Annotated in this window: 24 protein-coding genes; 15 read left to right on the top strand and 9 right to left on the bottom strand. The window is 72.0% G+C overall.

Translation table 11 applies throughout. The annotated features are described in order from the left end of the window. Positions 1 to 10 precede the first annotated feature (10 nt). A complete protein-coding gene (locus tag ACWC2T_RS05710) occupies positions 11 to 712 on the bottom strand; it encodes a FadR/GntR family transcriptional regulator (protein WP_450669190.1) in 702 nt (233 codons plus the stop codon). 140 nt (positions 713 to 852) lie between these two features. Here ACWC2T_RS05710 and ACWC2T_RS05705 point away from each other — a divergent pair, with 140 nt between their 5' ends. From ACWC2T_RS05705 to ACWC2T_RS05690, 4 genes are read left to right on the top strand one after another with little or no spacing between them, the layout of a single operon-like run. Beyond that, on the top strand, positions 853 to 1,371 hold the full coding sequence (locus ACWC2T_RS05705) for a gluconokinase (RefSeq protein ID WP_450669189.1): 519 nt from the start codon (positions 853 to 855) through the stop codon (positions 1,369 to 1,371). A 37-nt stretch (positions 1,372 to 1,408) separates the two neighbouring features. Beyond that, on the top strand, positions 1,409 to 2,806 hold the full coding sequence (locus tag ACWC2T_RS05700; protein WP_450669188.1) for a GntT/GntP/DsdX family permease: 1,398 nt from the start codon (positions 1,409 to 1,411) through the stop codon (positions 2,804 to 2,806). Between the two features lie 10 nt (positions 2,807 to 2,816). After that, positions 2,817 to 3,575 (top strand): SDR family oxidoreductase, encoded by a 759-nt coding sequence (locus ACWC2T_RS05695; protein WP_450669187.1) that lies wholly within the window; start codon positions 2,817 to 2,819, stop codon positions 3,573 to 3,575. A gap of 14 nt (positions 3,576 to 3,589) precedes the next feature. Further along, positions 3,590 to 4,609 (top strand): L-idonate 5-dehydrogenase, encoded by a 1,020-nt coding sequence (locus ACWC2T_RS05690; protein WP_450669186.1) that lies wholly within the window; start codon positions 3,590 to 3,592, stop codon positions 4,607 to 4,609. Between the two features lie 120 nt (positions 4,610 to 4,729). Here the strand turns inward: ACWC2T_RS05690 and ACWC2T_RS05685 are convergent, their stop codons facing one another. The 3 genes from ACWC2T_RS05685 to ACWC2T_RS05675 all read right to left on the bottom strand — a co-directional run bounded on the left by ACWC2T_RS05685 (position 4,730) and on the right by ACWC2T_RS05675 (position 7,209). After that, entirely contained in the window at positions 4,730 to 5,356 is a 627-nt protein-coding gene (locus ACWC2T_RS05685; protein ID WP_450669185.1) for a cytochrome b/b6 domain-containing protein, read from the bottom strand. Then, complete coding sequence (locus ACWC2T_RS05680) at positions 5,340 to 6,068, bottom strand: molybdopterin-dependent oxidoreductase (RefSeq protein WP_450669184.1); 729 nt, start codon at positions 6,066 to 6,068, stop codon at positions 5,340 to 5,342. The genes ACWC2T_RS05685 and ACWC2T_RS05680 overlap by 17 nt, the downstream gene beginning before the upstream one ends. A 118-nt stretch (positions 6,069 to 6,186) precedes the next feature. Then, complete coding sequence (locus tag ACWC2T_RS05675) at positions 6,187 to 7,209, bottom strand: hypothetical protein (RefSeq protein ID WP_450669183.1); 1,023 nt, start codon at positions 7,207 to 7,209, stop codon at positions 6,187 to 6,189. Positions 7,210 to 7,538: 329 nt separating this feature from the next. On the opposite strand from ACWC2T_RS05675, the gene ACWC2T_RS05670 reads away from it, so the two are divergent. From ACWC2T_RS05670 to ACWC2T_RS05655, 4 genes are read left to right on the top strand one after another with little or no spacing between them, the layout of a single operon-like run. Continuing rightward, positions 7,539 to 8,435 (top strand): DMT family transporter, encoded by an 897-nt coding sequence (locus tag ACWC2T_RS05670; protein WP_450669182.1) that lies wholly within the window; start codon positions 7,539 to 7,541, stop codon positions 8,433 to 8,435. 24 nt (positions 8,436 to 8,459) lie between these two features. Continuing rightward, complete coding sequence (locus ACWC2T_RS05665) at positions 8,460 to 8,975, top strand: NUDIX hydrolase (RefSeq protein ID WP_450669181.1); 516 nt, start codon at positions 8,460 to 8,462, stop codon at positions 8,973 to 8,975. A gap of 21 nt (positions 8,976 to 8,996) precedes the next feature. Then, positions 8,997 to 9,389 (top strand): YidH family protein, encoded by a 393-nt coding sequence (locus ACWC2T_RS05660; RefSeq protein ID WP_351206711.1) that lies wholly within the window; start codon positions 8,997 to 8,999, stop codon positions 9,387 to 9,389. Next, on the top strand, positions 9,377 to 9,700 hold the full coding sequence (locus ACWC2T_RS05655; RefSeq protein WP_450669180.1) for a DUF202 domain-containing protein: 324 nt from the start codon (positions 9,377 to 9,379) through the stop codon (positions 9,698 to 9,700). Before ACWC2T_RS05660 ends, ACWC2T_RS05655 begins: the two co-directional genes overlap by 13 nt. Before the next feature lie 46 nt (positions 9,701 to 9,746). On the opposite strand, the gene ACWC2T_RS05650 is transcribed toward ACWC2T_RS05655, so the two are convergent. Then, on the bottom strand, positions 9,747 to 10,751 hold the full coding sequence (locus ACWC2T_RS05650) for an NADP-dependent oxidoreductase (RefSeq protein WP_450669179.1): 1,005 nt from the start codon (positions 10,749 to 10,751) through the stop codon (positions 9,747 to 9,749). A gap of 56 nt (positions 10,752 to 10,807) precedes the next feature. Between ACWC2T_RS05650 and ACWC2T_RS05645 the strand changes: the two genes are divergently transcribed. From ACWC2T_RS05645 to ACWC2T_RS05635, 3 genes are all read left to right on the top strand, one after another. After that, complete coding sequence (locus tag ACWC2T_RS05645) at positions 10,808 to 11,107, top strand: hypothetical protein (RefSeq protein WP_450669178.1); 300 nt, start codon at positions 10,808 to 10,810, stop codon at positions 11,105 to 11,107. A gap of 168 nt (positions 11,108 to 11,275) precedes the next feature. Next, the gene (locus ACWC2T_RS05640; protein WP_450669177.1) at positions 11,276 to 12,307 is read left to right on the top strand and encodes a phosphotransferase family protein; all 1,032 of its coding nucleotides are present in this window, start codon (positions 11,276 to 11,278) and stop codon (positions 12,305 to 12,307) included. 7 nt (positions 12,308 to 12,314) lie between these two features. Beyond that, positions 12,315 to 13,529, top strand: coding sequence for an acyl-CoA dehydrogenase family protein (locus ACWC2T_RS05635; RefSeq protein WP_450669176.1), 1,215 nt, complete (start codon positions 12,315 to 12,317; stop codon positions 13,527 to 13,529). Positions 13,530 to 13,589: 60 nt separating this feature from the next. On the opposite strand, the gene ACWC2T_RS05630 is transcribed toward ACWC2T_RS05635, so the two are convergent. Genes ACWC2T_RS05630 through ACWC2T_RS05620 form a run of 3 tightly spaced genes read right to left on the bottom strand, consistent with a single transcriptional unit; the run spans position 13,590 to position 16,647 of the window. Next, entirely contained in the window at positions 13,590 to 14,183 is a 594-nt protein-coding gene (locus ACWC2T_RS05630; RefSeq protein WP_351804102.1) for a TetR/AcrR family transcriptional regulator, read from the bottom strand. Between the two features lie 26 nt (positions 14,184 to 14,209). Further along, positions 14,210 to 15,877 (bottom strand): class I adenylate-forming enzyme family protein, encoded by a 1,668-nt coding sequence (locus tag ACWC2T_RS05625; protein WP_450669175.1) that lies wholly within the window; start codon positions 15,875 to 15,877, stop codon positions 14,210 to 14,212. Continuing rightward, entirely contained in the window at positions 15,874 to 16,647 is a 774-nt protein-coding gene (locus ACWC2T_RS05620) for an SDR family oxidoreductase (protein WP_450669174.1), read from the bottom strand. Before ACWC2T_RS05620 ends, ACWC2T_RS05625 begins: the two co-directional genes overlap by 4 nt. A gap of 207 nt (positions 16,648 to 16,854) precedes the next feature. Between ACWC2T_RS05620 and ACWC2T_RS05615 the strand changes: the two genes are divergently transcribed. Continuing rightward, positions 16,855 to 18,153: a serine-threonine protein kinase gene (locus ACWC2T_RS05615; protein ID WP_450669173.1), complete on the top strand. Its 1,299-nt coding sequence runs from the start codon at positions 16,855 to 16,857 to the stop codon at positions 18,151 to 18,153. Between the two features lie 27 nt (positions 18,154 to 18,180). Here ACWC2T_RS05615 and ACWC2T_RS05610 read toward each other — a convergent pair whose 3' ends face one another. Further along, entirely contained in the window at positions 18,181 to 20,967 is a 2,787-nt protein-coding gene (locus ACWC2T_RS05610; RefSeq protein ID WP_450669172.1) for a penicillin acylase family protein, read from the bottom strand. Between the two features lie 219 nt (positions 20,968 to 21,186). On the opposite strand from ACWC2T_RS05610, the gene ACWC2T_RS05605 reads away from it, so the two are divergent. The 3 genes from ACWC2T_RS05605 to ACWC2T_RS05595 all read left to right on the top strand — a co-directional run bounded on the left by ACWC2T_RS05605 (position 21,187) and on the right by ACWC2T_RS05595 (position 23,931). After that, complete coding sequence (locus tag ACWC2T_RS05605) at positions 21,187 to 21,789, top strand: hypothetical protein (RefSeq protein ID WP_450669171.1); 603 nt, start codon at positions 21,187 to 21,189, stop codon at positions 21,787 to 21,789. A 129-nt stretch (positions 21,790 to 21,918) separates the two neighbouring features. Continuing rightward, positions 21,919 to 22,647 carry a 3-keto-5-aminohexanoate cleavage protein gene (locus ACWC2T_RS05600; RefSeq protein WP_450669170.1) on the top strand — a complete coding sequence of 243 codons (729 nt, stop codon included), beginning with the start codon at positions 21,919 to 21,921 and terminating at the stop codon, positions 22,645 to 22,647. Positions 22,648 to 22,863: 216 nt separating this feature from the next. Continuing rightward, positions 22,864 to 23,931: an RNA ligase (ATP) gene (locus ACWC2T_RS05595; RefSeq protein ID WP_450669169.1), complete on the top strand. Its 1,068-nt coding sequence runs from the start codon at positions 22,864 to 22,866 to the stop codon at positions 23,929 to 23,931. Positions 23,932 to 23,954 lie beyond the last annotated feature (23 nt).

Here is a 23,954-nt window from a genome sequence, read left to right as displayed (position 1 = left end):
ACAGCTCGGGCTAGGGCGCCAGGATGTCCAGTTCCTGCAGGGCGCCCACGGTGATCTGCCGGGTCAGTTCCTCGGCGCGGGTCGCGTCGCCCTCGCGGACCGCCTCCGCCACCTGCACGTGCAGGGTGACCGCCGCCGGGTCGGGGTCCTCGAACATGACCTCGTGGTGGGTGCGGCCGGCCAGGACCTCCGCGACGACGTCGCCGAGCCGGGCGAACATCTCGTTGCCGGAGGCGGTGAGGATGACGCGGTGGAAGGCCACGTCGTGGACCAGGTACGCCTCCAGCCGGTGGCCGCGTGAGTTGGCGACCATGCCGAGCGCGCACTCGGTGAGTTCGGCGCACTGCTGTGCCGTGGCGTGCCGGGCGGCGAGGCCGGCCGCGACCGGTTCGACCGCGGAGCGCAGCACGGTGAGCGAGCGCAGCTGGTGCGGGCGGTCGGCGCCGGCCAGGCGCCAGCGGATGACCTGTGGGTCGTAGACGTTCCACTCGGACTTGGGGCGGACCGTCACGCCCACTCTGCGGCGGGACTCGACCAGGTGCATGGATTCGAGCACCCGGACCGCTTCCCGCATCACGGAGCGTGACACCTCGAAGTGCTGGGCCAGCTCGTCGGTGCGCAGCACGCTGCCCGGCGGGTACTCGCCCGCGGTGATCGCGGGGCCGAGGGTGTCCAGTACATGGCCGTGCAGCCCCCGGCCCGGTGTGGTCATGCACTCAGCGTACGGCGTGGATCACCGACGGAAAAAGTCAGACTTATATGTCACAGACTCTTGAATTCGTCGTACCTAATGGGTTTCAGTGTGGCGACGCCGCCGTGGCGTCGGATGTCGAGGAAGACAGCGAGGCAGTGATGCGAACCCCCCAGGTCGTCGTCGTGATGGGCGTCGCGGGGACGGGCAAGACCACGATCGGTCCCCTGCTCGCCGCGCGGCTGGGCGTCCCGTACGCCGAGGGCGACGACTTCCACCCGCAGGCCAACATCGACAAGATGTCGGCCGGGATCCCGCTCGACGACACCGACCGGTGGCCCTGGCTGGACGCCATCGGTCACTGGGCGCACGGGCGGGCCGGACTGGGCGGGGTGGTCAGCAGCTCGGCGCTGAAGCGGGCCTACCGCGACCGGCTTCGGGCCGCCGCTCCCGGCGTGGTGTTCGTGCACCTCACCGGTGACCGGAAGCTGATCGAGGACCGGATGACGCAGCGCCAGGGGCACTTCATGCCGACCGCGCTGCTGGACTCCCAGTTCGCCACGCTGCAGCCCCTGGAGCCGGACGAGGCGGGAGTCGCCGTGGACGTCAGCGGCAGCCCCCAGGAGATCACCGAGCGTGCCGTGAAGGCACTCGAGGCGCTTCCCGACACCACCGCGTAACACTCACCCCCGTCCCCCGTATCGCAAGGGAACCCCCGTGACCAGACTCAGCGTCGAGATGCTGGCAGCGGACGCACCTCCGCCGATCACCTCCGCCGGACACGCCCAGCTGGGCATCGCCGTCCTGGTGGGCATCGCCGTGATCGTCCTGCTCATCACCAAGTTCAAGCTCCATGCCTTCCTGGCGCTGACCATCGGGTCACTGACGCTCGGGGCGGTCGCCGGAGCGCCGCTCGACAAGGCCATGACCAGCTTCACCACCGGGCTCGGCACCACGGTGGCCGGCGTGGGCGTCCTGATCGCGCTCGGGGCGATCCTGGGCAAGCTCCTCGCCGACTCCGGTGGCGCCGACCAGATCGTCGACACGATCCTCGCCAAGGCCGGCGGGCGTGCGATGCCCTGGGCGATGGTGCTCATCGCCTCCGTGATCGGTCTGCCGCTGTTCTTCGAGGTCGGCATCGTGCTGCTGATCCCGGTCGTGCTCATGGTCGCCAAGCGCGGCCACTACTCCCTGATGCGCATCGGCATCCCGGCGCTCGCCGGTCTGTCCGTGATGCACGGCCTGATCCCGCCGCACCCCGGCCCGCTGGTCGCGATCGACGCGCTCCACGCCAACCTGGGCGTGACCCTGGCGTTCGGCATCCTGGTCGCCATACCGTCAGTGATCGTCGCGGGCCCCCTGTTCTCGAAGGTCGCGGCCCGCTGGGTGGACGTCCAGGCCCCCGACCGGATGCTGCCGCAGCGCCCCTCGGAGGAGCTTGAGCGCCGCCCCGGATTCGGCGCGACGCTCTCCACCGTGCTGCTGCCGGTGGTGCTGATGCTGGCCAAGGCGCTGGTGGACATCGTCGTCGACGACCCGGCGAACACGACCCAGCGCGTCTTCGACATCATCGGCTCCCCGATGATCGCCCTGCTCGCCGCCGTGATCGTCGGCTTCTTCACGCTGGGCCGGCCCGCCGGGTTCAGCAAGGAGCGCCTGCAGCAGACCGTGGACAAGGGCCTGATGCCCATCGCCGGCATCCTGTTGATCGTCGGCGCCGGCGGTGGTTTCAAGCAGACACTGATCGACTCCGGCGTGGGTCAGATGATCCTGGACATCTCCAAGCACTGGTCGATCCCGGCGGTGCTGCTGGCCTGGCTGATCGCGGTGGTGATCCGGCTGGCGACCGGCTCGGCGACGGTGGCTACGGTCTCCGCGGCCGGCCTGGTCGCGCCGCTCGCGGCCGGCACGTCGACCACCCACACCGCCCTGCTGGTCCTGGCCATCGGCGCCGGCTCGCTCTTCTTCAGCTTCGTCAACGACGCCGGCTTCTGGCTGGTGAAGGAGTACTTCGGGCTGAGCGTCGGGCAGACCGTGAAGACCTGGTCGATCATGGAGACGATCCTCTCGGTGGTCGCCGGCGGCCTGGTCCTGCTCCTTTCACTGGTCGTCTAGGGGTACGGCGATGAGTCACCCGCTCTTCGACATCGGCGGCCGCACCGCCCTGGTCACCGGGTCCAGCCGGGGCATCGGCCTCGCGCTGGCCCGGGGCCTGGCCGAGGCCGGCTGCACGGTGGTCCTCAACGGGCGCGACCCGGACCGCCTGGCCAAAGCTTCTGCGCAGTTGCCCGGTGTCACGCACACGGCCGTGTTCGACGTGACCGACGGCGCCTCGGTGGCCGCCGGGATCGCCGGCGTCGAGGAGCGGGTGGGCCCGCTCGACATCCTCGTCAACAACGCGGGCGTCCAACTGCGCGCTCCCCTGCTGGAGTTCACCGACGCCGACTGGCACCGGATCCTGGACACCAACCTCACCAGCGCGTTCCTCGTCGGCCGCGAGGCCGCCCGGCGGATGACGGAACGCGGCCACGGCAAGATCGTCAACATCTGCTCGCTGCAGAGCGAGGTCGTACGGCCCGGCATCGCGCCGTACGCGGCGGCCAAGGGCGCGCTGAAGATGCTCACCAAGGGCATGTGCGCCGACTGGGGACCATGCGGCGTCCAGGTCAACGGCATCGGGCCCGGCTACATCGAGACCGAGCTGACCCGGCCGCTGGTGGAGGACGAGGAGTTCAGCGCCTGGGTCCGCCGGCGCACCCCGGCCGGCCGCTGGGGCCGTACCGAGGACCTGGTGGGCGCGTTGCTCTTCCTCGCCTCGCCGGCTTCCGACTTCATGGGCGGGCAGATCCTGTACGTCGACGGCGGCATGACGAGCGTCCTGTGAAAGGGGCTGCGGCGATGCTGGGTTGTGTGATCCACGGCGCGGGCGACCTGCGGGTGGCGGAGCTGCCGGTGCCCGAACCCGGGCCCGGCCAGGCCCTGGTGGCCGTCCGGTACGGCGGGGTGTGCGGCTCCGATCTGCACTACTGGCGGCACGGCGGGGTCGGGGACTTCCGGCTCCGGGAGCCGATGGTGCTCGGGCACGAGGTGGTGGGCACGGTGGTGTCGTACGGTCCCGGGGCCACGGGTCCCGCGCCGGGTACGGCCGTCGCCGTGCACCCCGCCACCCCGTGCGGGCGCTGCCCGGAGTGCGCCGACGGGCGGGCGAACGTGTGCCGGGACACCCGGTATCTGGGCAGCGCGGCCCGCTTTCCGCATGTCCAGGGCGCCTTCGCCGAGCGGATCGCGGTGCCGGCCGGGCAGGTGCGGGCGCTGCCGGACGGGCTCGGGCTGCGGCGGGCCGCCCTCGCCGAGCCGCTGTCGGTCGCGCTGCACGCGGTGCGGCGGGCCGGAGACGTGTCCGGCGCGCGGGTGCTGGTCACCGGGGCGGGGCCGATCGGCTGCCTGGTCGTCGCGGCGGCGAAGGCGGCCGGCGCGGCCCGGGTGACCGTGACCGACCTGCTTCCTCAGGCTCTGGCGTACGCGGCCGTGGCCGGCGCCGACACGCTGGTACGGGCCGACGATCCGGGGGATGCCGGGTGGCCCGAGGAGGTGGACGTGGCCGTCGAGGCGTCGGGGGTCGCGGCCGGGCTGGACGCGTGTCTGCGACGGGTACGGCGGGGTGGTGTGGTCGTCCAGCTCGGGATGCTGCCGCCGGGACCGTCACCGTTCGCCGGGAACCTGCTGGTGAGCCGGGAGATCGAGCTGCGGGGGGCGTTCCGGTTCGACGCCGGGTTCGACGACGCGCTGGAACTGCTCGCCGCGCGGGGCGAGTTCGACGGGCTGGTCAGTGCGGTGGTTCCGGTGCGGGAGGCTGCCGCCGGGTTCGAGCTGGCTGCCGACCGGAGCCGGTCCTGCAAGGTGCTGCTGGAGTTCTGAGGCCGGGGTGCGGTGGGTTCGGCACCGCCGGACTGCGCCGCTGTGGCTGAGCGCCGCTGCGGCGGGAAAAGAACAGCGGCGGATCTCAGGAGCGGCCGACTTGAGCCGACGGCAACAGAGTTACGGCCGCCACAAAGGGTGTTCCCGCTTCGCCCACTCGCTGCTCACCGTCCCCGTGCGCAGGCCCCGTCGCGCCTCCGGGTCGCCCAGGGCCATGCCGATGTGGCCGGCCAGGACCACGCCGATGGTCAGGGCGAGCCAGTCGTGGACGAAGGTGGCCGAGGTGCGCCACATCAGCGGGGCGAGGTGGGTGAACCACATCAGCAGGCCGGTGCCGAGCATGACCAGGGTGGCGCCGGCGATCCAGGCGGCGTAGATCTTCTGGCCCGCGTTGAACTTGCCCGCCGGGCGCGAGGAGTGGCGCTTGTCACGGACGAGCGCGGCGCGCAGCCAGAGCCGGTCGTGCGGGCCGAAGCGGTTGAGGAAGCGCAGGTCGGCGCGGAAGGCGCGGGAGGCGAGGCCCAGCAGGACCGGCACCGGGAGGGCCACGCCCGCGCACTCGTGGATCCGGACGACCAGTTCCCGGCGGCCGACCATGACCGCCAGCTGGGGGATGTAGAGGACGGCCGCCGTCAGCACGCAGACGCCCATCAGCGCGGCCGTGGCGCGGTGCACCCAGCGTTCGGCCCGGCTGAAGCGGCGGACACGGGCGCCGGGCGGGGCCGGGGTGTCAGCTCGTAGGCTCATCGGTGCGTCCGTTCGAGCGGCCGACCCAGGCGTCGACGTCGTAGCCGAGCTTCTCCCAGTAGCCGGGCTCGACCCGGTCGGTGACCGTGATCCCGGAGAGCCACTTGGCCGACTTGTAGAAGTACATCGGGGCGACATAGAGGCGGACCGGACCGCCGTGGTCGTGGGAGATGTCCTTGTCCTGCATGCGCAGGGCGACCAGGACGTCCGGGCGGCGGGCCTGGGCGAGGGTGAGGCTCTCGGTGTAGGTGCCGTCGAAGCAGGTGAAGCGGATCGCCTTCGCGCCGGGGCCGACTCCGGCCGCGTCCAGGAGGTGGGCGAGGGGTACGCCCTCGAAGGGCGTGCCGGGGACCCGCCAGCCGGTGACGCACTGGACGTCCTTGACCAGCCGGGTCTGCGGCAGGGCCCGCAGCTCGGCGAGCGTGTAGGTGCGCGGGCGGTCGACCAGTCCACCGATCTTCAGGTGGTAGTCGGTGGCGTTCAGGTGCGGCACGGACGCGGCGACCGAGTAGTAGCGGAAGCCGCCGCCGTTGGGCAGCAGGCCGGTCAGGCCCGTCGGGTCCTTGCCGGCGACGGTGCCGAGGAAGCCCTCCAGGCCGCGTTGCAGCGTGGGCGCGGCGACGACGCCGAGCGCGCCCAGGCCGAGGGTGCCGAGGAAGATGCGACGGCCTACGGGACGGCCTTCGGGCTCCTCGGATCGTTCAGGGTTCACGTTCTCATTCGAGCACTCGGGGCTGTGCGGAGCCAGGGAAGGGGGTCAGGGGTCAGACTTCCGTAATCACTTCTTACGTACGTGCCGCTCTTACGTACGTGCCGCAGAGCTGTGTCGTTCAGTGCCCGAGCGCGCGGGCGCGGGCCGACCGGAAGGCCGCGTGCGCGTCGCGGTGGGCGTAGGCCCAGGGCGCCCGGGTGGCGTACCGGCCGATGCGCTGGAACAGGGCCGCCGCCTCGGCCGGGCGGCCGGCGCAGGACAGGGCGAAGGCGAGGTGGTTGAGGTCGATGTGGCGCCGGGGGTGTTCGTCGTGCTCCCACTCCAGCCACCAGTCGAAGCAGGCGCGCAGGATGCGGCGGGCCCGGGGGCCGGACCAGTGCCCGCAGGCGGCGGGGTCGGCCGGGGCGAGACCGGTGGCGGCGAGGACCCGGTAACGCTCGGCGTAGGCGACGACCGGCAGGAGGGCGAGCGGGGAGTCCGCGGGGGCTTCGGCGGCGGCCAGCTCGGCGAGGTCGTACACCTCGTGGTCCTCGGCCGCCCGGCCGCCGGAGGGCCGTTCGGCCAGGCGGGCGAGGAGCAGATGGTGGGCGTGGTGGTGCTCGGGATGGCGGCGGCGCAGCTCGGCGAAGGCGCCGAACACCTCGCGCTCGGGGCCGAGGGTGCGGGCCAGCAGCAGTGAGCCGAGCCAGGGGGTGGGGTCGGCGGGGGCGAGCGCGGCGGCGGTGGCGCAGGCCTCGCGGGCCCGGTCCGGGTGCTCCTTGCCGCGCAGGGCGCGCCGGACCAGGGCGAGGGCGTACAGCGCGGCGGCGTCGGCGGAGCCGGGTTCGGCGTGCAGCCAGTCGCGGGCCCAGGCCACGGCGTACGGTTCGCGGGCGAGCACGGTGAGGCGGTGGCCGCGGCGGTCCCAGTCGTCGCCGGTGTGCCGCAGCAGGGAGCGGGCGGCCTGCCGCCGGCCCTGCGTCAACGCGGCGCGTGCGGAGCGCAGTTCGGCGTCGTCGAAGGCGTCGTCGAAGGCATCGTCGAAGCCCCCGCCCGGGCCGCCGTCGGAGCCGCCGTCCGCGCCGGAGCCGTCCGGCGTGGTGCCGCCGGACGGGTCCGTCAGGGCCCGGCGAGCGCCGAGCAGGGGTGGGAGAGGGGGCACCGCGGGACTTCCTGTTTCTCGGGCTGCCATCGACCGATCACGCACAGCAAACCCTCAGCCAAGGTTTGCGTCAAGCGGAACGGGGCTGATATTGACTTCAACTACCGTGACGCCCAGGGAACTTGGGGACCTCCGCGCAGGTGGTCCGGGGTCCCGGCGGGGTACCCGACGGCCGGCTGTGGCGTACGCCATGGCGCCGGGCCGGCCGGACCCGCAGCATGGCGGGTCCACTGCCCTGTTCCGCGCACTTGCGGGTCAATGCCGTCCCGGGGGCGCTACAGTCGGCCACTACGCACCCGTGGTCCGGCCGGATGATCGAGGTACGCAGCGTGTCCGTTCTGGTTCTCCTTCTCGCCGTGAGTGCGGCCTGCTGTATCGGCTTCGGTTTCGTGCTCCAGCAGAACGCGGCGCAGAAGGCACCGCTGAGCGACTTCCTGTCCTTCCGGCTGCTGCTCGACCTGATGCGGGTGCCGCGCTGGCTGGGCGGGCTCGGGCTGATGGTGGCCGGCATGGTGCTCGGCGCGGTCGCCCTCGGCAAGGGCGAGATCTCCCTGGTCGAACCGCTGCTCGCGACCAATCTGCTGTTCGCGCTGGCCCTGTCCCGGTGCCAGACCGGGCAGCCCCTGGGCCGCCAGGGCTGGGCGGGGCTGCTGCTGCTCGCGGGCGGGGTGAGCGCGTTCATCCTGGCCGGCGAGCCCCGGGCCGGCCATGCCATCGCCGATCCGCTGCGGCACTGGCTGATCATCGGCGCGATGGTGGGCGGGGCCCTGGTGCTCACGACGTACGGCAAGCGCTCCCGGCTGAGCTGGGGCCCGGTGCTGCTGGCCACCGCCGCCGGGCTGCTGTACGGCGTGCAGGACGCGCTGACCCGGGTCAGCGGCACTCGCTTCTCCGAGGGCGGCCTCACCGAGCTGTTCACCGGCTGGCAGCCGTACGGCGTGCTGGCCTGCGGGGCCACCGGGCTGCTGCTGGTGCAGAGCGCCTTCGAGACGGCCCCGCTGCGCATGTCGCTGCCGGCGCTCACCGCGGCCGAACCGCTCGCCGGGATCCTGTGCGGCGTCGGCTTCCTCGGCGACCGGCTGCGCACCGACACCGGGGCGCTGGCCTGGGAGGCGTCCGGGCTCGCGGCGGTGGTCGCGGGCATCGTGCTGCTCGGGCTGCACCCGGCGATGCCGTGCGGCGCGGCGGAGGCCGAGCCCTCGGCCCGGGACCTGGAGCGGCGCTGAGCACACCCCTGCTTGGATGGGGCCATGAACCCCGCAGACGAGATCCTCGACATCGTCGACGAGAACGACCAGGTGATCGGCCAGTGCCCGCGCGGCGAGGCGTACGCGAACGGCCTGCGCCATCGCTGCGTGTTCATTCAGGCCCGGGACGCGGCCGGCCGGCTCTTCGTGCACCGGCGCACGGCCACCAAGCTGGTCTTCCCCGCGCTGTACGACATGTTCGTCGGCGGCGTGGTCGGAGCGGGCGAGTCCTACGACGAGGCCGCGCTGCGCGAGGCCGAGGAGGAGCTGGGCGTGACGGGGCTCCCCCGGCCGAGGTATCTCTTCAAGTTCCTGTACGACGACGGAGCCGGGAACAGCTGGTGGTCGGCGGTGTACGAGGTGCGCTGCGAGCTGCCCGTGCAGCCCCAGGCGGAGGAGGTCCAGTGGCATGACTTCCTGCCCGATCAGGAGGTCGAGCGGCGGCTCGGCGAGTGGGAGTGGGTGCCGGACGGGCTGGCGGCGTACGAGCGGCTGAGGGCGTTCCGGGCGGGCCGGTGACCGCCCGGTAGGGTCGGCCGCGTGAGCGAATTCGTACGGAACATCCGGCTGTGGTTCGCGCCGGAGCAGGTGCGGGACGAGGGCGGTACGCCCGACTACCGGTTCTCGCTGGCCAACGAGCGCACCTTTCTCGCCTGGCTGCGCACGGCGCTCGCACTGATCGGCGGCGGATTCGCGGTTGACCAGTTCCTGCCGGAGCTGCGCTGGGCGTGGCGGGTCGGCCTCGCGCTCGCCCTGCTGGGCGCCGGGGTGCTGTGCTCCCTGCGCGCGGTGAACCACTGGGTGCGCTGCGAGCGGGCGATCCGGCGCGGTGAGGACCTGCCCGCGTCCCGGTTCCCGGTGCTGCTGAGCCTGGTCGTGGCGGTGGTGGCGGTGGCGATGGTCGTGGTGGTGCTGGCCGGATGGGCGGGGTGAGCACGGCCGGGCGCGACCCGGGGCTGCAACCGGAGCGGACCCGGCTGGCCTGGCGGCGTACGACCCTCTCGGCCGCCGTGGCCGCCGTACTCGCCGTCAAGACCGCGCTGCACGGTGGTGCCTCGGTCACCTCAGTGACCGTCTGCAGTCTGTGCTGCGCGCTCTTCCTGGGCTTTCTGGCGGTGGCCCACCGCCGGATCCGGAAGCTCGCGACCGGTCACCGCCCGCCGGCGCTCGCTCCCCGGCACGCGACGACGGCGGCGCTGTGCGCGGTGGCCCTGGCGGTGTGCGCGGCCGCGCTGGTCGTCTAGGGAGTGCCCTCCTGGCTGGTCCGGAGACTGGCCTCCTGGCTGGTCTCTAGATAGTGCCCTCCTGGCTGGCGCTGTACAGGGTGCGTTCCTCGCCCCTGGTCCACACGGTGCCCTCTTCCTCCTGCCAGTCCACGGTGACCACGATCTTCCCGCGGGTGCGGCCCTGCTGGTTCAGCCGGTGCGCGTCCGCCGCCCGCTCCAGCGGGAACGTCTCCTGGACGTGCACGGAGACGACGCCCTGCTCGGCCAGCCGGGCGAGCGTGCCCAGGTCCTCGGCGTCCGGGCGGACGAAGCAGTAGCGGCCGCCGTGGCCGACCACCTCGGGGTCGGCGATCGACGCCAGCCGGCCTTCCGGCGCGAGCAGGTCGGCCGAGGTCCTCAGGGTGTCGCCGCCGACGGTGTCGAAGACCGCGTCCACGCCCTCCGGGACGAGCGCGCGCACCCGTCCGGCCAGGCCTTCGCCGTAGGTCACCGGCTCGCCGCCGAGGCCGCGCACAAAGTCGTGGTTGCGCTCGCTCGCCGTACCGATGACCCGGGCGCCGAGGTGGCGGGCGATCTGGACGGCGAGGGAGCCGACCCCGCCGGCCGCCGCGTGCACCAGGACGGTCTCGCCGCGCCCCACCTCCAGTGCCTTCACGAGCACCTGGTAGGCGGTGAGCCCGGCGAGCGGAAGGCCGGCGGCCTCCTCGAAGGACAGGTTGCGCGGCTTGCGGGCCAGGGTGCGCACGGGCGCGGCGATGTACTCGGCGAAGGTGCCGCGGGAGAGGAAGTCCTCGCGGCAGTAGCCGATGACCTCGTCGCCGACGGCGAACTCCGTGACCGAGGCCCCGGGCTGCACGACCACCCCGCTGACGTCCCAGCCGGGGATCACCGGGAAGACGGCGTCCAGGACCGCGTCGAGATACCCCTCGCGGCACTTCCAGTCGACCGGGTTGACGGCGGCGGCACGGACCTTGACCAGGACCTGGTCGGGGCCGAGCTTGGGGTCGCGCACGTCGCCGTACTCCAGCACCTCCGGTCCGCCGTAGTGGCGGTAGCTGATGCCCTTCATGTCCTCGACCCTCCGGGGTACTCGGACATCACGCAAGCGGTACGAAGGTGAGCACCATGACCGACCTTCACCACGAACACACCGAACGCGGCGCGCACCGCCACGGTCCGGGCTGCGGGCACAACGCCGTGCCGCACGGCGACCACCTGGACTACGCGCACGACGGGCATCTGGACCGCGAGCGCGAGGGCCACTGGGACCCGTGCGAGCCGGCCGGGCACACCGTCCACGAGGGCCACGAGCACGTGCACTACGACGAGTGCGGACACGCCCAGGTGCCACACGGCGACCACGTCGACTATCTGCACGGCGGCCACCGGCACGCCGAGCACGAGGGCCACTGGGACGACCACTGACCGCACGGGAAGCAGGGCCGACGACCCTCCGGGCAGCGCGCCGGGGTGCCGTCGGCCTATCGTGGCTCCGGTCACGTTTGGCCACCTGATCGCTCCGCGCACTGGACGGCATACCGACCGGTCGGCATCATGAGTCGAGTCCTGTTCATCCGTTCGTAGGAGTGATGCATGAGCGCCGACCACCCGCCCGGACTCGACCTGGACCGGCTGCGCGCCCACCTCGACCGCGAGCGCCCCGGTCTGGTGACCGGCCCCCTCACCGGCCGGCTGATCGAGGGCGGACGGTCGAACCTCACCTACGCGCTCTCCGACGGCACCTCGAAGTGGGTCGTACGCCGGCCCCCGCTCGGCCACGTCCTGGCCACCGCGCACGACATGAAGCGCGAGCACCGCGTGATCAGCGCCCTGCACCCGACCCAGGTGCCGGTCCCGCGCCCGGTGCTGCTGTGCGAGAGCCCCGAGGCCGACGCGGTGCTCGGGGCGCCGTTCTACGTCATGGAGTTCGTCGACGGCACCCCGTACCGCACGGCCCAGCAGCTCGCCCCGCTGGGCGCCGAGCGCACCCGGAACGCGGTGCTGTCCCTGGTGGACACGCTGGTCGACCTGCACGCGGTCGACCCCGCCGCGGTGGGCCTTCAGGACTTCGGCCGCCCCGAGGGCTTCCTGGACCGGCAGCTGCGCCGCTGGGGCAAACAGCTGGACGCCTCCCGCAACCGCGAACTGGCCGGCATCGACGAGCTGCACGCGGCCCTGGGCCGCTCCCTGCCCGTCTCCCCCGCCCCGGCCGTCGTCCACGGCGACTACCGGCTCGACAACGTCCTGATCGGTGACGACGACACGATCAAGGCGATCCTCGACTGGGAGATGTCCACGCTCGGCGACCCGCTCACCGACCTGGGCCTGCTGGTGATGTACAGCCAGCCGCTGGGCATGGCCGAATCCCCGGTCTCCACCACGGCCGAGGCCCCGGGACACCCGTCCCCGCGGGAGCTGATCGAGCGGTACGCCGAGCGCTCGGGACGCGACGTCTCCGGCGTCTCCTGGTACACGGCGTTCGCCTGGTTCAAGCTCGCCGTGATCCTGGAGGGCATCCACTACCGGTACACACTCGGCCAGACGGTCGGGCGCGGCTTCGACCGGATCGGCGACCTCGTACCCGTCTTCATCGACCACGGACTGACGACTCTTCAGGAAGGCTGATCCGGACATGGACTTCGCGTTCGACGCACGCACCGAGGAGCTGCGCGCCAAGCTGCTCGCCTTCATGGACGAGTACGTCCACCCGGCCGAAGCCATCGCCGAGGAGCAGCGGGCCGCGCTCGCCTCCCCGTGGGACACCCCGGCGGTGGTCGAGGAGCTGAAGGCCGAGGCCCGCAGGCAGGGCCTGTGGAACCTCTTCCTGCCCGACGCCGAGTACGGCGCGGGACTCACCAACCTGCAGTACGCGCCGCTCGCCGAGATCACCGGCCGCTCCCCGCACCTCGCGCCCACCGCGACCAACTGCGCCGCGCCCGACACCGGGAACATGGAGGTGCTGGCGCAGTTCGGCAACGAGCAGCAGAAGAAGCAGTGGCTTCAGCCGCTGCTGGCCGGTGAGATCCGCTCGGCGTTCGCGATGACCGAGCCGGAGGTGGCCTCGTCGGACGCCACCAACATCACCACTCGCATCGAACGGGACGGCGACGAGTACGTCATCACCGGCCGCAAGTGGTACATCTCCGGCGCGATGAACCCGGACTGCAAGATCTTCATCGTGATGGGCAAGACGGACCCGGACGGCGCCGACATCCGCCGCCAGCAGTCCATGGTCCTGGTCCCGCGCGACACCCCGGGCGTCACCGTCCAGCGCGCCATGCAGGTCTTCGGTTACGAGGACCACTCGCACGGCGGCCACGCAGAGGTGATCTTCGACCACGCGCGCGTGCCGGTGTCGAACCTCATCGGCGAGGAGGGCGGCGGCTTCGCCATCGCCCAGGCCCGGCTCGGCCCCGGCCGGATCCACCACTGCATGCGGCTGATCGGCATGGCCGAGCGCGCGATCGAGCTGATGTGCCGGCGGGCCGTGTCCCGTACCGCGTTCGGCAAGGCGCTGGCCCAGCAGGGCGTGGTCCAGAACTGGATCGCCGACGCCCGGGTGACGGTGGAGCAGCTGCGGCTGCTGGTGCTGAAGACGGCCTGGCTGATGGACACCGTCGGCAACAAGGGCGCGCACACCGAGATCCAGGCCATCAAGATCGCCACGCCGCGCGCGGTGGTCGGCATCCTGGACCGCGCGATCCAGCTGCACGGCGCGGGCGGGGTGAGCCAGGACTTCCCGCTGGCCGAGCTGTACGCGAGCGCCCGCACCCTGATGCTGGCCGACGGCCCGGACGAGGTGCACCAGCGGTCGCTGGCGCGGCGGGAGCTGAAGAAGTACCGGTAAGTGGGCATGTGCGAGGGGCGGTCGCCGTGGTCGACCGCCCCTTGCACGCGTCCCGCGCGGTTACGGCCGCAGCGCCCGCAGCAGCAGATCCGCGAGGTGGTCGGCGACCTGCTGCCCGGTGAGCGGGCCGTCCGGGCGGTACCAGGTGGACAGGTGGTGCACGGAGCCGAAGTGGTAGTCCACGACCAGGTCGGCCGGGGTCGCCGTGGAGAAGACGCCCGCCTTCTGGCCCTCCTCGATCAGCGCGCGGAAGCGTTCGTGGTAGCGCCGGCGCTCGGCGCGGACCTGCTTGTTCTTCTCCGGGCTGAGGTGGTGCATGGACCGGAAGAAGATCATCGCGTCGTCGAGGTTGTCGATCGTCGTGACGACCACGTCCGCCGCGGCGGCTCTGAGCCGTTCCTCGACCGGCGCGTCCATGCCGGCGAAGTGGTCCAGCCGCTCCTGCTGGATGCGCAGCACGCGCGCGTACACCTCGTGCAGGAGGTCGTCCTTGGAGCCGAAGTAGTGGTAGAGCGCCCCCTTGGTGACGCCTGCGGCCTCGACGATCTCCTGCACGGAGGTGCGGTCGTATCCCTGCTCGGCGAAGAGCCGGGTGGCGGCGGCCAGCAGCCGCTGCGGAACGGGCGTCCCGTCTCCGTCCGTCGTCCTGGGCACTGCCGCCACCTGCCTTTCCGTGATGCTTACCGAATGCCCTGCGTGCGGGAACGCAGTTCCCGCCGGAGGATCTTCCCACTCGCCGTCTTGGGCAGATCGGGCAGGATCTCCACCTGGCGCGGGTATTTGTAGGCGGCCAGTCTCTCCTTGCAGTACACCGCGAGTTCATCCGGGTCCGCCTCCGCGCCCGGACGCAGGGTGATGTACGCCTTCACGGTCTCGCCACGGTAGCCGTCGGGGACCCCGACGACGGCCGCCTCGCGTACGGCCGGGTGGGTGTACAGCACGTCCTCGACCTCGCGCGGCCACACCTTGAAGCCGGACGCGTTGATCATGTCCTTCTTGCGGTCGACGACGTAGAGCCAGCCCTGTTCGTCCATGAAGCCGATGTCGCCGGTGCGCAGCTCGCCGTCCGGGAAGGACTCGGCGGTGGCGTCGGGGCGCCGCCAGTAGCCGGGGATCACCTGGGGGCCTCGTACGACGATCTCGCCGTGCTCCCCGAAGGGCACCTCCGCACCCTGCTCGTCGAGGATCCGCACGACCGTGTCGGCGCCGGGCACCCCGACCGACAGCGTCCCGGAGACGGGGTCCACAGGTGCCTCCAGGCCGGGCGGGACGGCGGCACAGGGGCCCGAGCACTCGGTGAGCCCGTAGCCGACGCGGATGTACGGCCCGAAGCGCTCGCGGAACCCCTCCACCAGGGCCGGGGGCACGGGCGCGCCGCCGGAGGACAGGTTCACGAAGGAGGCGAAGTGCTCGCGGGTGACGTCCGGGTGGGCGGCGAGCGCCATGTAGGCGGTGGACGGGCCGACCGTGTAGTGCGGCTGGTGCTCGGCGAAGGCCTCCAGGACGAGGCCGGGCTCGAAGCGGTAGGCGAGCACCAGGGTGCCGGCGCTGTTCAGGCAGGCACCGAACTGGCAGACCATGCCGGTGATGTGGAACAGCGGCGCGAGCGCGTAGTAGACCGGCGCCTCGGGCAGCGCGAGCCCGGTCCGCTGCCGCTCGGCGTTGTGCATGATGTTGCCGTGCGTGTTGGTGGCGCCCTTGGGGGTGCCGCTGGTGCCGGAGGTGTAGCTGATCAGGGCGATGTCGTCCGGGCGCGGGTCGCGACCCTCGGGCGCCTTGCCGCCCTGCCGGGCGACGGCTACGAGGTCGTCGGCGTCCGCTGCCTGGGGCAGCCGCTCGAAACCGAGCACGCGCGCGTCGTTGCGGGTTTGGAAGTCCAACTCGCACCCGGTGAGCACGATCCGCACCGGCGACCCGGCCGCAGCCTCCCGCAGATACGACTCCCAGGCCCGGTCCGAGCAGACCAGCGCGGTCACCTCGCCGTCCCGCAGGATGTGCGCCATCTCGGCCGACTTGTACATCGGGTTGACCGGGACGACGGTCGCACCGGCCTTCCAGGCGCCGAGCACGGCGAGCACGAAGTGCGGGGAGTTCTGCAGCAGCACGGCCACCCGGTCGCCCCGCTCCAGCCCGCGCGCGGCGAGGTGGGCGGCGACCGAGTCGGTCAGCTCGTCCACCTCGCGGTAGCTCAGCCGGGCGTCGAAGTAGGCGAGGAAGGTGCGCTCGGGTGCCTCGGCGACGGCGGCCCGCAGGGCGTGCACCAGCGAGTCGGCGGGGTCGACCGGGCCGCGCTGGGCGTCGTCGAGCAGGGCCAGCCAGGGGCGTGCCGCGTACCGGGAGGTGCTCACCGGGCCTCCTCCCACTTGCGCTGGAGGTGGTTCATACCGCTCAGCCAGCGGTCCGGATCGGCGGCCCGCGCCTGGTAGTACCCGGCCACCTCGGGGTGCGGCAGGATCAGGAAGCGGTCCTCCTCGATGCCCCGGAAGAGGGCGTCGGCGACGGCATCCGGCTCGATCGCGGTCGGCTGCAGCACCAGGTCCCCGGCGCTGCCGGTCGCGGCCAGCATGTCCGTGCGCACGCCCTGGGGACAGATCGCGTGGACCTTCACGCCCCGGTGGCGGTACGTCAGCGACAGCCACTCGGCGAAGGCGTGGGCACCGTGCTTGGTGACGCTGTAGGAGGGCGCGCCGATCATGGTGAGCAGCCCGGCGGCCGACACGGTGGACACGAACCGGCCGGCGCCGCGCTCCAGCCAGCCCGGCAGCAGTTCGTGCGCCGCCCGGACGTGCGCCATGACGTTCACGTCCCAGGCGAGGGCCCAGGACCTCTCGTCGAGCGGCCCGTCCGTGCCGCCGTCCTCGAAGGCGACACCGGCGTTCGCGCAGTACACGTCGACGGTGCCGCCCAGCGCGTCGCGGGCGTCGCCGACGATCGCGGAGGCGTCACCGGGCACCGCGATCCCGCCGATCTCCTCGGCCACCGCCTTGGCCTTCTCACCGTCCAGGTCGTTCACGACGACCCGGGCGCCCTCGGCGGCGAACCGCCGGGCCAGTGCGGCACCGATCCCCCCGCCGGCCCCGGTGACGACCACTCCCGCATCCTGCACGGCTTCCACCATCGGTCTCCCTCGACACGACTTCGCGCGGCGCGCGTCGGCTCTGACCGCCCCAGACTAACCAGTCGGTATGTAGGAAGGAAGGGCCACCGCCCGAACGCCGTGCGGAACAGGTGAGGCGCCGTGTATGGCCAACCTCGCCCCGGCGCAGGACGATGCGTCCGCAGCACAGTGTTACGCATCGGTTGCGGCGGGACGAGGGAGCCTGGCATGGCGGATCCCGGGATGAGCGTGACTCCCTACTGGGAGCTGACCTTCGACGCGGACGGGGACGTGGACGGCCCCGAACGCGACCGTCTGACGGCCCAGGTCACGGAACACGGCGTCCGTGACCTGATCGTCTTCGCACACGGCTGGAACAACGACCGCTCGGGCGCGACCGCGCTGTACCGGCAGTTCTTCGCGCCGGTCCCGGCGCTCGCGCCAGCGGCCCGGCTCGGGTACGTCGGCGTGATCTGGCCGTCGATGCGGTTCAGCGACGAGCCGATCCCGGACTTCCCGAAGTCGGCGGCGGCCGTGGCGGCTGAGACGGCACCGGGTCCGGCGCTGGACAAGGACACCCGGCGTGCCCTGCTGGAGACCTTTCCCGGGCGGGCTCCGGTGATCGACCAACTGGCCCGGATGCTGGACGAACGGCCGGACGGCGAGGGCCGGTTGACCGAGTTCGGGCGGCTGGTGCGGCTGCTGGTGGACGGGGAGCGGCCCGGTGCGGCCGACACCGGCCAGGAGGGCGAGCCGCTGGTGTTCAGCGAGGACCCGGCGACCGCCTGCGACGAGTTCGCCGAGGCGCTGTCGGCCGTCCGGTCGCCCGGCGCACCGGCCGGGTTCAGCATCCCGAACCCCTGGGAGGGCGCCAAGGAACTGCTGCGGCAGGCGGCCTACTGGTCGATGAAGCGGCGGGCCGGGACCGTCGGCGAGCACGGGCTCGGGCCGGTGCTCGGGCAGTTGGCGCATGCGGCGCCCGGGGTGCGGGTGCATCTGGTGGGGCACAGCTTCGGCGGGCGGCTGGCGTCCTTCGCGCTGCGCGGGCTGCCGGACGGGGTCGGCACGGTGAAGTCCGTGACCCTACTCCAAGGTGCCTTCTCGCACTACGCGTTCGCGGACCGGCTGCCGCAGGACCCGGACAAGGCCGGGGCGCTCAAGGACCAACAGCGGCGGATCGACGGCCCGCTGGTGTGCTGCTACTCGCACTTCGACTCGGCGCTCGGCACGTTCTATCCGCTGGCCTCCCGGCTGTCGGGGGACGACCGCTCGTGTGTGGGCAGCGAGATCGCGGCCGTGCTGGGGCCGGAGTGGGGCGCCATGGGGCACGACGGGGTACAGGCGGTGCCGGGCACCGTCCGGCTGGACCTCTCGGCGGCCCTCGCCGGACCGCTGCCCACATCGGGGTGCGTGAACGTCGACGCGGCCGCGGTCGTCCGCCGGGGTGGCCCGCCGGCCGGGGCGCACAGCGACATCGTGCACCCCGAACTGGCCCGGCTGGTGCTGGCGGCGGGCCGCATCACGTGACCCGCCGCCCACCTCACGCCGATCGGTTCACCGGTGCGAGGTGTACTCCACCACCTGCTGGAAGGTCGGCCGGTTCTGCCAGCTGATCTTGCCGTGCTTGATGCCGCCCAGGGTGCGCTGGACGATCGAGTCGGCGCACCACTGGTCGCCGGCCGAGCACTGGTCGTCGCCCGGGTAGACCTGGGCGGCGGTCATGCCGGCCGCCTGGTCGAGGGTGCTGATCAAAGCGTCCCGGCAGGCGCTGAGACTGCCGCCGCCGCAGTACTTCTCGGCGAGCCCGCCCTGCACGTTCTCCCCCAGCACCGCCCGGATGTCCTTGTCGACATAGCTCCACCAACCGAACTGGAAGGAGCTTCCGGCGTGCGAACCGGTCGGACCGTGACCGGCGGACGGGGCCTCGTCCACCGGCAGGTTGCCGGTGAACGCCGTGTACAGGTCGCTGCCGAGGCCCGGTTCGAACTCCGCCTTGACCAGCAGCGGCCACCAGGCGTCCAGGATGCGGATCGCGTCGGCGTCGGCATAGGTCTTGGAACCGGCGGACGTCTCCGTGCGCCCCGCGCCCGCAGCCACCCACGCCTGCAGCTTGCTCACCGCCGCGGCGGCCGTGGGGTCGGTCACCGTCGAGGAGTCGATCACCTTGAGCAGCTTCGGCAGCACGTCCTCGGCGCGCAGGTCGGCGACGGCCGCGTCCGCCATGGCCTGCACCAGCTTGGTGCGGGTCACCCCGCCGGCCGCGACCAGCTTCTTCACCCGGTCGTCGAGCAGGTTGCCGCGGTGCACGGAGCCGTCGCCCCAGCCGGCGGCCGAGTAGTCCTGGGCCTGCTTGTTGTTCCAGGAGACGTAGTAGTCCTGGTCGATGGAGTTGGGGTGGGCCGAGGCCGGGGTGTAGTCGGCGGTGTTGGTGGCCGGGTCCCAGTTCTGCCACTCGTACGCCGGCTGGGCCCACACCGGGAACTCGGCGTCGACGCCGGACGCACGGACCGGGTTGTCACCGCTGTTGTAGTACGCGGTGTGCTGGGAGTCGGCGTAGAACCAGTTGAAGGTGTAGTTGATGTGCTGGGCCGCGCTCTGGAAGTCCTTCGGGCCCTTGACGAAGCCCGGGTCGTTCAGCATCTGGAAGCCGATGATCGAGTCGGCCTCGTGCAGATACGAGGAGCGCAGGGTGGTGTAGGCGACCTTCTTGCCGCCGACGGTCCCCCGGTACTCCACCGGGCCGTACTTCGTCCGCCACACCCGCATGGTGTACGACCCCGCCGGCGTGCTGTCGGCCGTGGTCGGCGACCAGGAGTCCTTCTGCTCGACCTTGTCCATCGCCGTACAGGTGCCGTGGTAGAGGTAGTGGTAGTCGTCCTGGCACAGCTCGACGGCGTAGGTGTCGATGATGTCCTGGCCGGAGGTGGTCGCGCTCCAGGAGTAGTCCTGGCCGCGGCCGAGTTCGACGTACATGCTCAGGCCCGCGAAGGAGGCGCCGCGCGCGCTGATGCCCGGGCCCTGGATCTCCTGGAGCATGAGCAGCTGCGGGGCGAAGTAGCCGGTCTGCGGTCCGAAGACGGCGATCGGGTGGCCGCTCGCGGTGTACTTGCCGCTGACCACGAGCGCGTTGGACATGCCGCGCCTGGCCGAGCTGAGCGTGGTCTTCGCCGCGGTGGCGGAGGTGTTCTTCGCGGCCGTGGTGGCCGCGCTGCCCGTACGGTCGTAGACCAGCGGTTCCTGGGTGACCGAGCCGGCGTCCGGCAGGGCCTCGCCCTTGGCGTCGGCGGGCTTGCCGCCGTACGGGAAGCTCTGGCCGTCGTGGACGGTCAGGACGGCCTCGGGGTCGTTGCGCTCGCGGAAGGACTCCCAGACCTTGGTGCCCTCCGCGACGCCGTACTTGGACTGGGCGGCGAGCAGGGAGAGGGCGTTGTTGACCTCGCCGCCCCCGCCGGAGCCGAACAGCGAGCCGATGACGGAGGCCAGCGCCACGAGGTCGGTGATCTTGAAGTGGTCGATGGTGCCGGCGTTGGTGATCGGGTCCTTGTGACCGGTCAGGTCGTACTCGCCGGGGAAGTAACGGCCGCTGTCCGAGGCGTCGATGTAGGCGTTGACGCCGTCGAGGTAGGCGTCTGCGTCGGCGAGGGCCTGCTGGCCGCGGGCGCCGTTCTTCGCGACGGCGTTGTCGATCTGCGCCTGCAGATCGGCCTCGGTGTAGGGCGCGTTGCGGTAGAACTCCTGCTCCAGGCCCTGGTTGGCGGCCGCGCCGCCGGCGAAGGAGGTCAGCTGGCCGCGGCCGACGTGCCGGAAGACGTCCATCAGCCACAGCCGGTCCTCGGCCGCCGCGTAGCCGGCTCCGTACTCGGTGCCGTACCGGGTGGTGCCTGTGATGTGCGGCACACCGGTCTTCTTGTCCCGGACGATCGTCACGTCGCCGCGCCCGCCCGGCTGCTCGCTGGAGGCAACCTGGTCGGACGGGACGCCGAAGGCGGCGTCGTTGAAGAAGTTGTTGATCGTGGCGTCCGTGAGGCCCTTGGAACCGGTCGCCAGATTCGCGTACGGGCCGAGCTGGTCCTCGGCGTGCGAGGGCTGGGTGCCGAAGGCCTGGTTGAGCAGGATCTGGGCGAGTGTGGCGTTGCCGTTCTCGCCGGGCGGCAGGATGTCCGAGCACTGTCCGCCGCAGTAGTCGTTCGAGGCGGTGGCGCCGGCGGCGGCCGCGGTCTGGCCGAGGGGGGAGAGAAGTCCGGCTACGAGGACGCATATGGACGCCGTCTTCAGGAACCCGGCGAAGCGGCGGGACGTTCTCAGTCTGTCAAGCGTGGTACGTGGGGTTCGCCGTGGCATGGCAGCTCCTAGCGACAGGGGTGGCCGAAGGTTACCGCCGGTATCCCCAGCTTTAAAGATGAACATGCGTCACTTTCCGGAGTCCGCAAGCAGAAAGCAGAAGACAGCACACGAAGAGATGGAGCCGAATCGCCTGTCGATACGTCTATTCGGCGACGTCCGTGCGACGACGCCGAAGTGACCGAAGTACAGGTGCAGGTGTGACGGAGGTGCAGGGCGATGGCAGGTTTCCGGAGTCTGGCGAGACAGGTACGCGATCCGGGCTGCGATCTGGCACTGCGCCGCTACTCACTGCGCAAGTGCCTTGAGAAATTCGCCCCTTACGGGCATCGGGCGACCTGGGACCATCTGTGCTCCCGGGCGGGCTTCGGCCCCGAGGACCGCTCCCCCGACCCGGTGCGGCTCGTGGCCGCACTGGAGGAGCTGGAGGAGGCCCGGTCCGTCTGGCTCGCCTACGAGACCGACTTCACCGAGCGGCGCAGGAAGGAGAAGCACGACGGGCTGCGCCGGCCGGGCAGCGTGGACGACTGGCACCGGCTGACCTGGGGAGGCTTCGGGGTCGCCTGGTGCGACGACCCACGGCTCCACCCCGAGGCGCCGCTGGCCGAGGTGCTGCGCCGGCTGATCGCCGCGCTGAACCGGGAACCGGGCTCGTCCTGCCCGGTGTGCGGCGGTGACCGCCTGGTCTGGCGCTACGGCCTGGACCACGAGCCGTCGTCCGGCCCGGTCTGCACGGACTGCGGCATCCTCGTACCGCGCCCGGTGCTCACGCCGCGGGCGCTGGAGTACGCCAGGCGGGGGCGGCTGCTGATGTCGGCCTGAACAGTGCCGTTGTGCTGTTCAGTTGGGGGGCCGTTGTTTTTCTGGTTCTGGGGGGTGCGAAGGGGATGCCGCGCCCCCTGCCGTGCGGTGACCGGGGCCGTTGTCGGTGGTGACTGGCACCATCGGAGCATGCTGCAGGTGTGTCTCAACGGAAGCCGTTCCGCCGCCGACGGCGCGGGGATTCCGATGTCGCCCGAGGAGATGGCCCGTTCCGCGGCACAGGCCGTTGCGGCCGGGGCCGACTCGGTCCATGTGCACCCCAAGACGCCGTGCGGACACGACAGCCTCTCCCCGCGCGTCCTCGCTCCGGCCCTGGAGGCGATACGCGCGCGGGTGCGGGTGCCGGTCGGGGTGACGACCGGCGCCTGGGCGGAGCCCGATCCGGAAGTCCGGCTCGCCCGGGTCCGCAGCTGGTCCGCGCTGCCCGACTTCGCCTCGGTCAACTGGCATGAGCCGGGCGCCGAAGCGGTCGCCGCACAGCTCGTCGCCATGGGCGTGGGTGTCGAGGCGGGCATCTGGTCCGGTACCGACGGCGCGGCCCGGTTCGCGGCCTCGCCCCTCGGACCGAGGGTGCTGCGTGTGCTGGCGGAGGTGACGGACCCGGACCCGGCGACCGCCGAGGAATCGGCGCGTGCCCTGCTGGCCGAGCTGGATGGCGCCCACGACCGGCCGGTGCTCCTGCACGGCGAGGAGGGCGGCGCCTGGCCGGTGCTGCGGCTGGCCGGACGGCTGGGCCTGGCCACCCGGATCGGACTGGAGGACACCCTGTTCCTGCCGGACGGTCAACGGGCGTCCGGCAACGCCCAGTTGGTCGCGGAAGGGCTGCTCCGGTACGGGTCGTTCCAGGGCTCTTCGTAAGGCAGGCCGACGAGCCGGGCGCGGGTCGCCAGATCCGGCTCGCCCTCGGCGCGCAGCCGCTCGGGGGCGCTGTACGGAGGCTCGGGCGATGCGCAGGTACGCGTCGCCGCCGGCCGAAGGGGACGACGGTACCAGCGCCAAATCCGCTCGCTCCAGCGGATTGACGTCCGGAGAGTGGGAGCCGATGAAACCGAACCGATGAACACGGGGAGTCCCATGTCCACGCTGCGGGTCACCGCCGAAGTGCTGACCGTCCACGAGCATCCGAACGCCGACGCTCTCGAGCTGGCCCAGGTGGGTCTGTACCGGGCCGTCGTCGCCAAGGGTGCGTACCGCACCGGTGAGGCCGCCGTCTACATTCCCGAGCAGTCCGTGCTCCCGACCGGCCTGATCGAGGAGTTGGGGCTGACCGGACGGCTGGCGGGCGGCGAGGCCAACCGGGTCAAGGCGGTGCGGCTGCGCGGCGAGCTGTCGCAGGGCATCGTGTGCCGGCCGAAGGCGCTGGCGGACGTCGACCTCGCGCGGGCGGCGGCCGAGGGCACGGACTTCGCGGAGCGGCTGGGCATCACCAAGTGGATGCCGCCGATCCCGCCGACCATGAACGGCGAGGTGGAGTCCGCTCCCGAGCTGTTGCCATGGGTCGACATCGAGAACATCCAGCGTTACCCGGACATCTTCACCCCGGGCGAGCCGGTCGTCCTGACGGAGAAGCTCCACGGCTCGGCCTGCCTGCTCACGTACATAGCCGACGAGGGCCGGGTGCATGTGTCGTCCAAGGGCTTCGGCGCCAAGTCGCTGGCCCTGAAGGAGGATCCACGCAACCTGTACTGGCGGGCGATCCGGGGACACGGCGTCGCCGAGGCGGCGGCCCGGCTGGCCGAGCGGCTCGGGGCACGCCGGATCGGCATCTTCGGGGAGGTGTACGGCGCCGGGGTGCAGGACCTGTCGTACGGCGCCGACGGGCGGCGGGACACGCTGGGGTACGCGGCGTTCGACGTCTCGGCGGACGTGGACGGCACGGTGCGCTGGCTGGACGCGGCGGAACTGTTGGAGGGGGAGCTGCCGGTGGTGCCCCGGCTGTACGCGGGGCCGTACGACATCGCGCGGGTGCTGGAGTTCGCGAGCGGACGGGAGACGGTGTCCGGGCGGGGACTGCATCTGCGGGAGGGCGTGGTGATACGGCCGGCGGTGGAGCGGTACAGCCCGGTGACGGGGGGTCGGGCCATCGCCAAGGCGGTCAGTCCGGCGTACCTGACGCGGAAGGGTGGCACCGAGTACGAGTGAGGCACCGTCCATCGGGGCGGGTC

The sequence above is a fragment of the Streptomyces sp. NPDC001393 genome (assembly GCF_053597455.1).
This window is presented reverse-complemented; position numbering and strand designations above follow the sequence as displayed.

What these genes read in the sequence shown, in the direction of transcription:
- ACWC2T_RS05710 (WP_450669190.1), bottom strand. Translation starts at nt 712, where the DNA reads ATGACCACACCGGGCCGGGGGCTGCACGGCCATGTACTGGACACCCTC.
- ACWC2T_RS05705 (WP_450669189.1), top strand. Translation starts at nt 853, where the DNA reads ATGCGAACCCCCCAGGTCGTCGTCGTGATGGGCGTCGCGGGGACGGGC.
- ACWC2T_RS05695 (WP_450669187.1), top strand. Translation starts at nt 2,817, where the DNA reads ATGAGTCACCCGCTCTTCGACATCGGCGGCCGCACCGCCCTGGTCACC.
- ACWC2T_RS05690 (WP_450669186.1), top strand. Translation starts at nt 3,590, where the DNA reads ATGCTGGGTTGTGTGATCCACGGCGCGGGCGACCTGCGGGTGGCGGAG.
- ACWC2T_RS05685 (WP_450669185.1), bottom strand. Translation starts at nt 5,356, where the DNA reads ATGAGCCTACGAGCTGACACCCCGGCCCCGCCCGGCGCCCGTGTCCGC.
- ACWC2T_RS05665 (WP_450669181.1), top strand. Translation starts at nt 8,460, where the DNA reads ATGAACCCCGCAGACGAGATCCTCGACATCGTCGACGAGAACGACCAG.
- ACWC2T_RS05655 (WP_450669180.1), top strand. Translation starts at nt 9,377, where the DNA reads ATGGGCGGGGTGAGCACGGCCGGGCGCGACCCGGGGCTGCAACCGGAG.
- ACWC2T_RS05650 (WP_450669179.1), bottom strand. Translation starts at nt 10,751, where the DNA reads ATGAAGGGCATCAGCTACCGCCACTACGGCGGACCGGAGGTGCTGGAG.
- ACWC2T_RS05645 (WP_450669178.1), top strand. Translation starts at nt 10,808, where the DNA reads ATGACCGACCTTCACCACGAACACACCGAACGCGGCGCGCACCGCCAC.
- ACWC2T_RS05640 (WP_450669177.1), top strand. Translation starts at nt 11,276, where the DNA reads ATGAGCGCCGACCACCCGCCCGGACTCGACCTGGACCGGCTGCGCGCC.
- ACWC2T_RS05635 (WP_450669176.1), top strand. Translation starts at nt 12,315, where the DNA reads ATGGACTTCGCGTTCGACGCACGCACCGAGGAGCTGCGCGCCAAGCTG.
- ACWC2T_RS05620 (WP_450669174.1), bottom strand. Translation starts at nt 16,647, where the DNA reads ATGGTGGAAGCCGTGCAGGATGCGGGAGTGGTCGTCACCGGGGCCGGC.
- ACWC2T_RS05615 (WP_450669173.1), top strand. Translation starts at nt 16,855, where the DNA reads ATGGCGGATCCCGGGATGAGCGTGACTCCCTACTGGGAGCTGACCTTC.
- ACWC2T_RS05610 (WP_450669172.1), bottom strand. Translation starts at nt 20,967, where the DNA reads ATGCCACGGCGAACCCCACGTACCACGCTTGACAGACTGAGAACGTCC.
- ACWC2T_RS05605 (WP_450669171.1), top strand. Translation starts at nt 21,187, where the DNA reads ATGGCAGGTTTCCGGAGTCTGGCGAGACAGGTACGCGATCCGGGCTGC.
- ACWC2T_RS05600 (WP_450669170.1), top strand. Translation starts at nt 21,919, where the DNA reads ATGCTGCAGGTGTGTCTCAACGGAAGCCGTTCCGCCGCCGACGGCGCG.
- ACWC2T_RS05595 (WP_450669169.1), top strand. Translation starts at nt 22,864, where the DNA reads ATGTCCACGCTGCGGGTCACCGCCGAAGTGCTGACCGTCCACGAGCAT.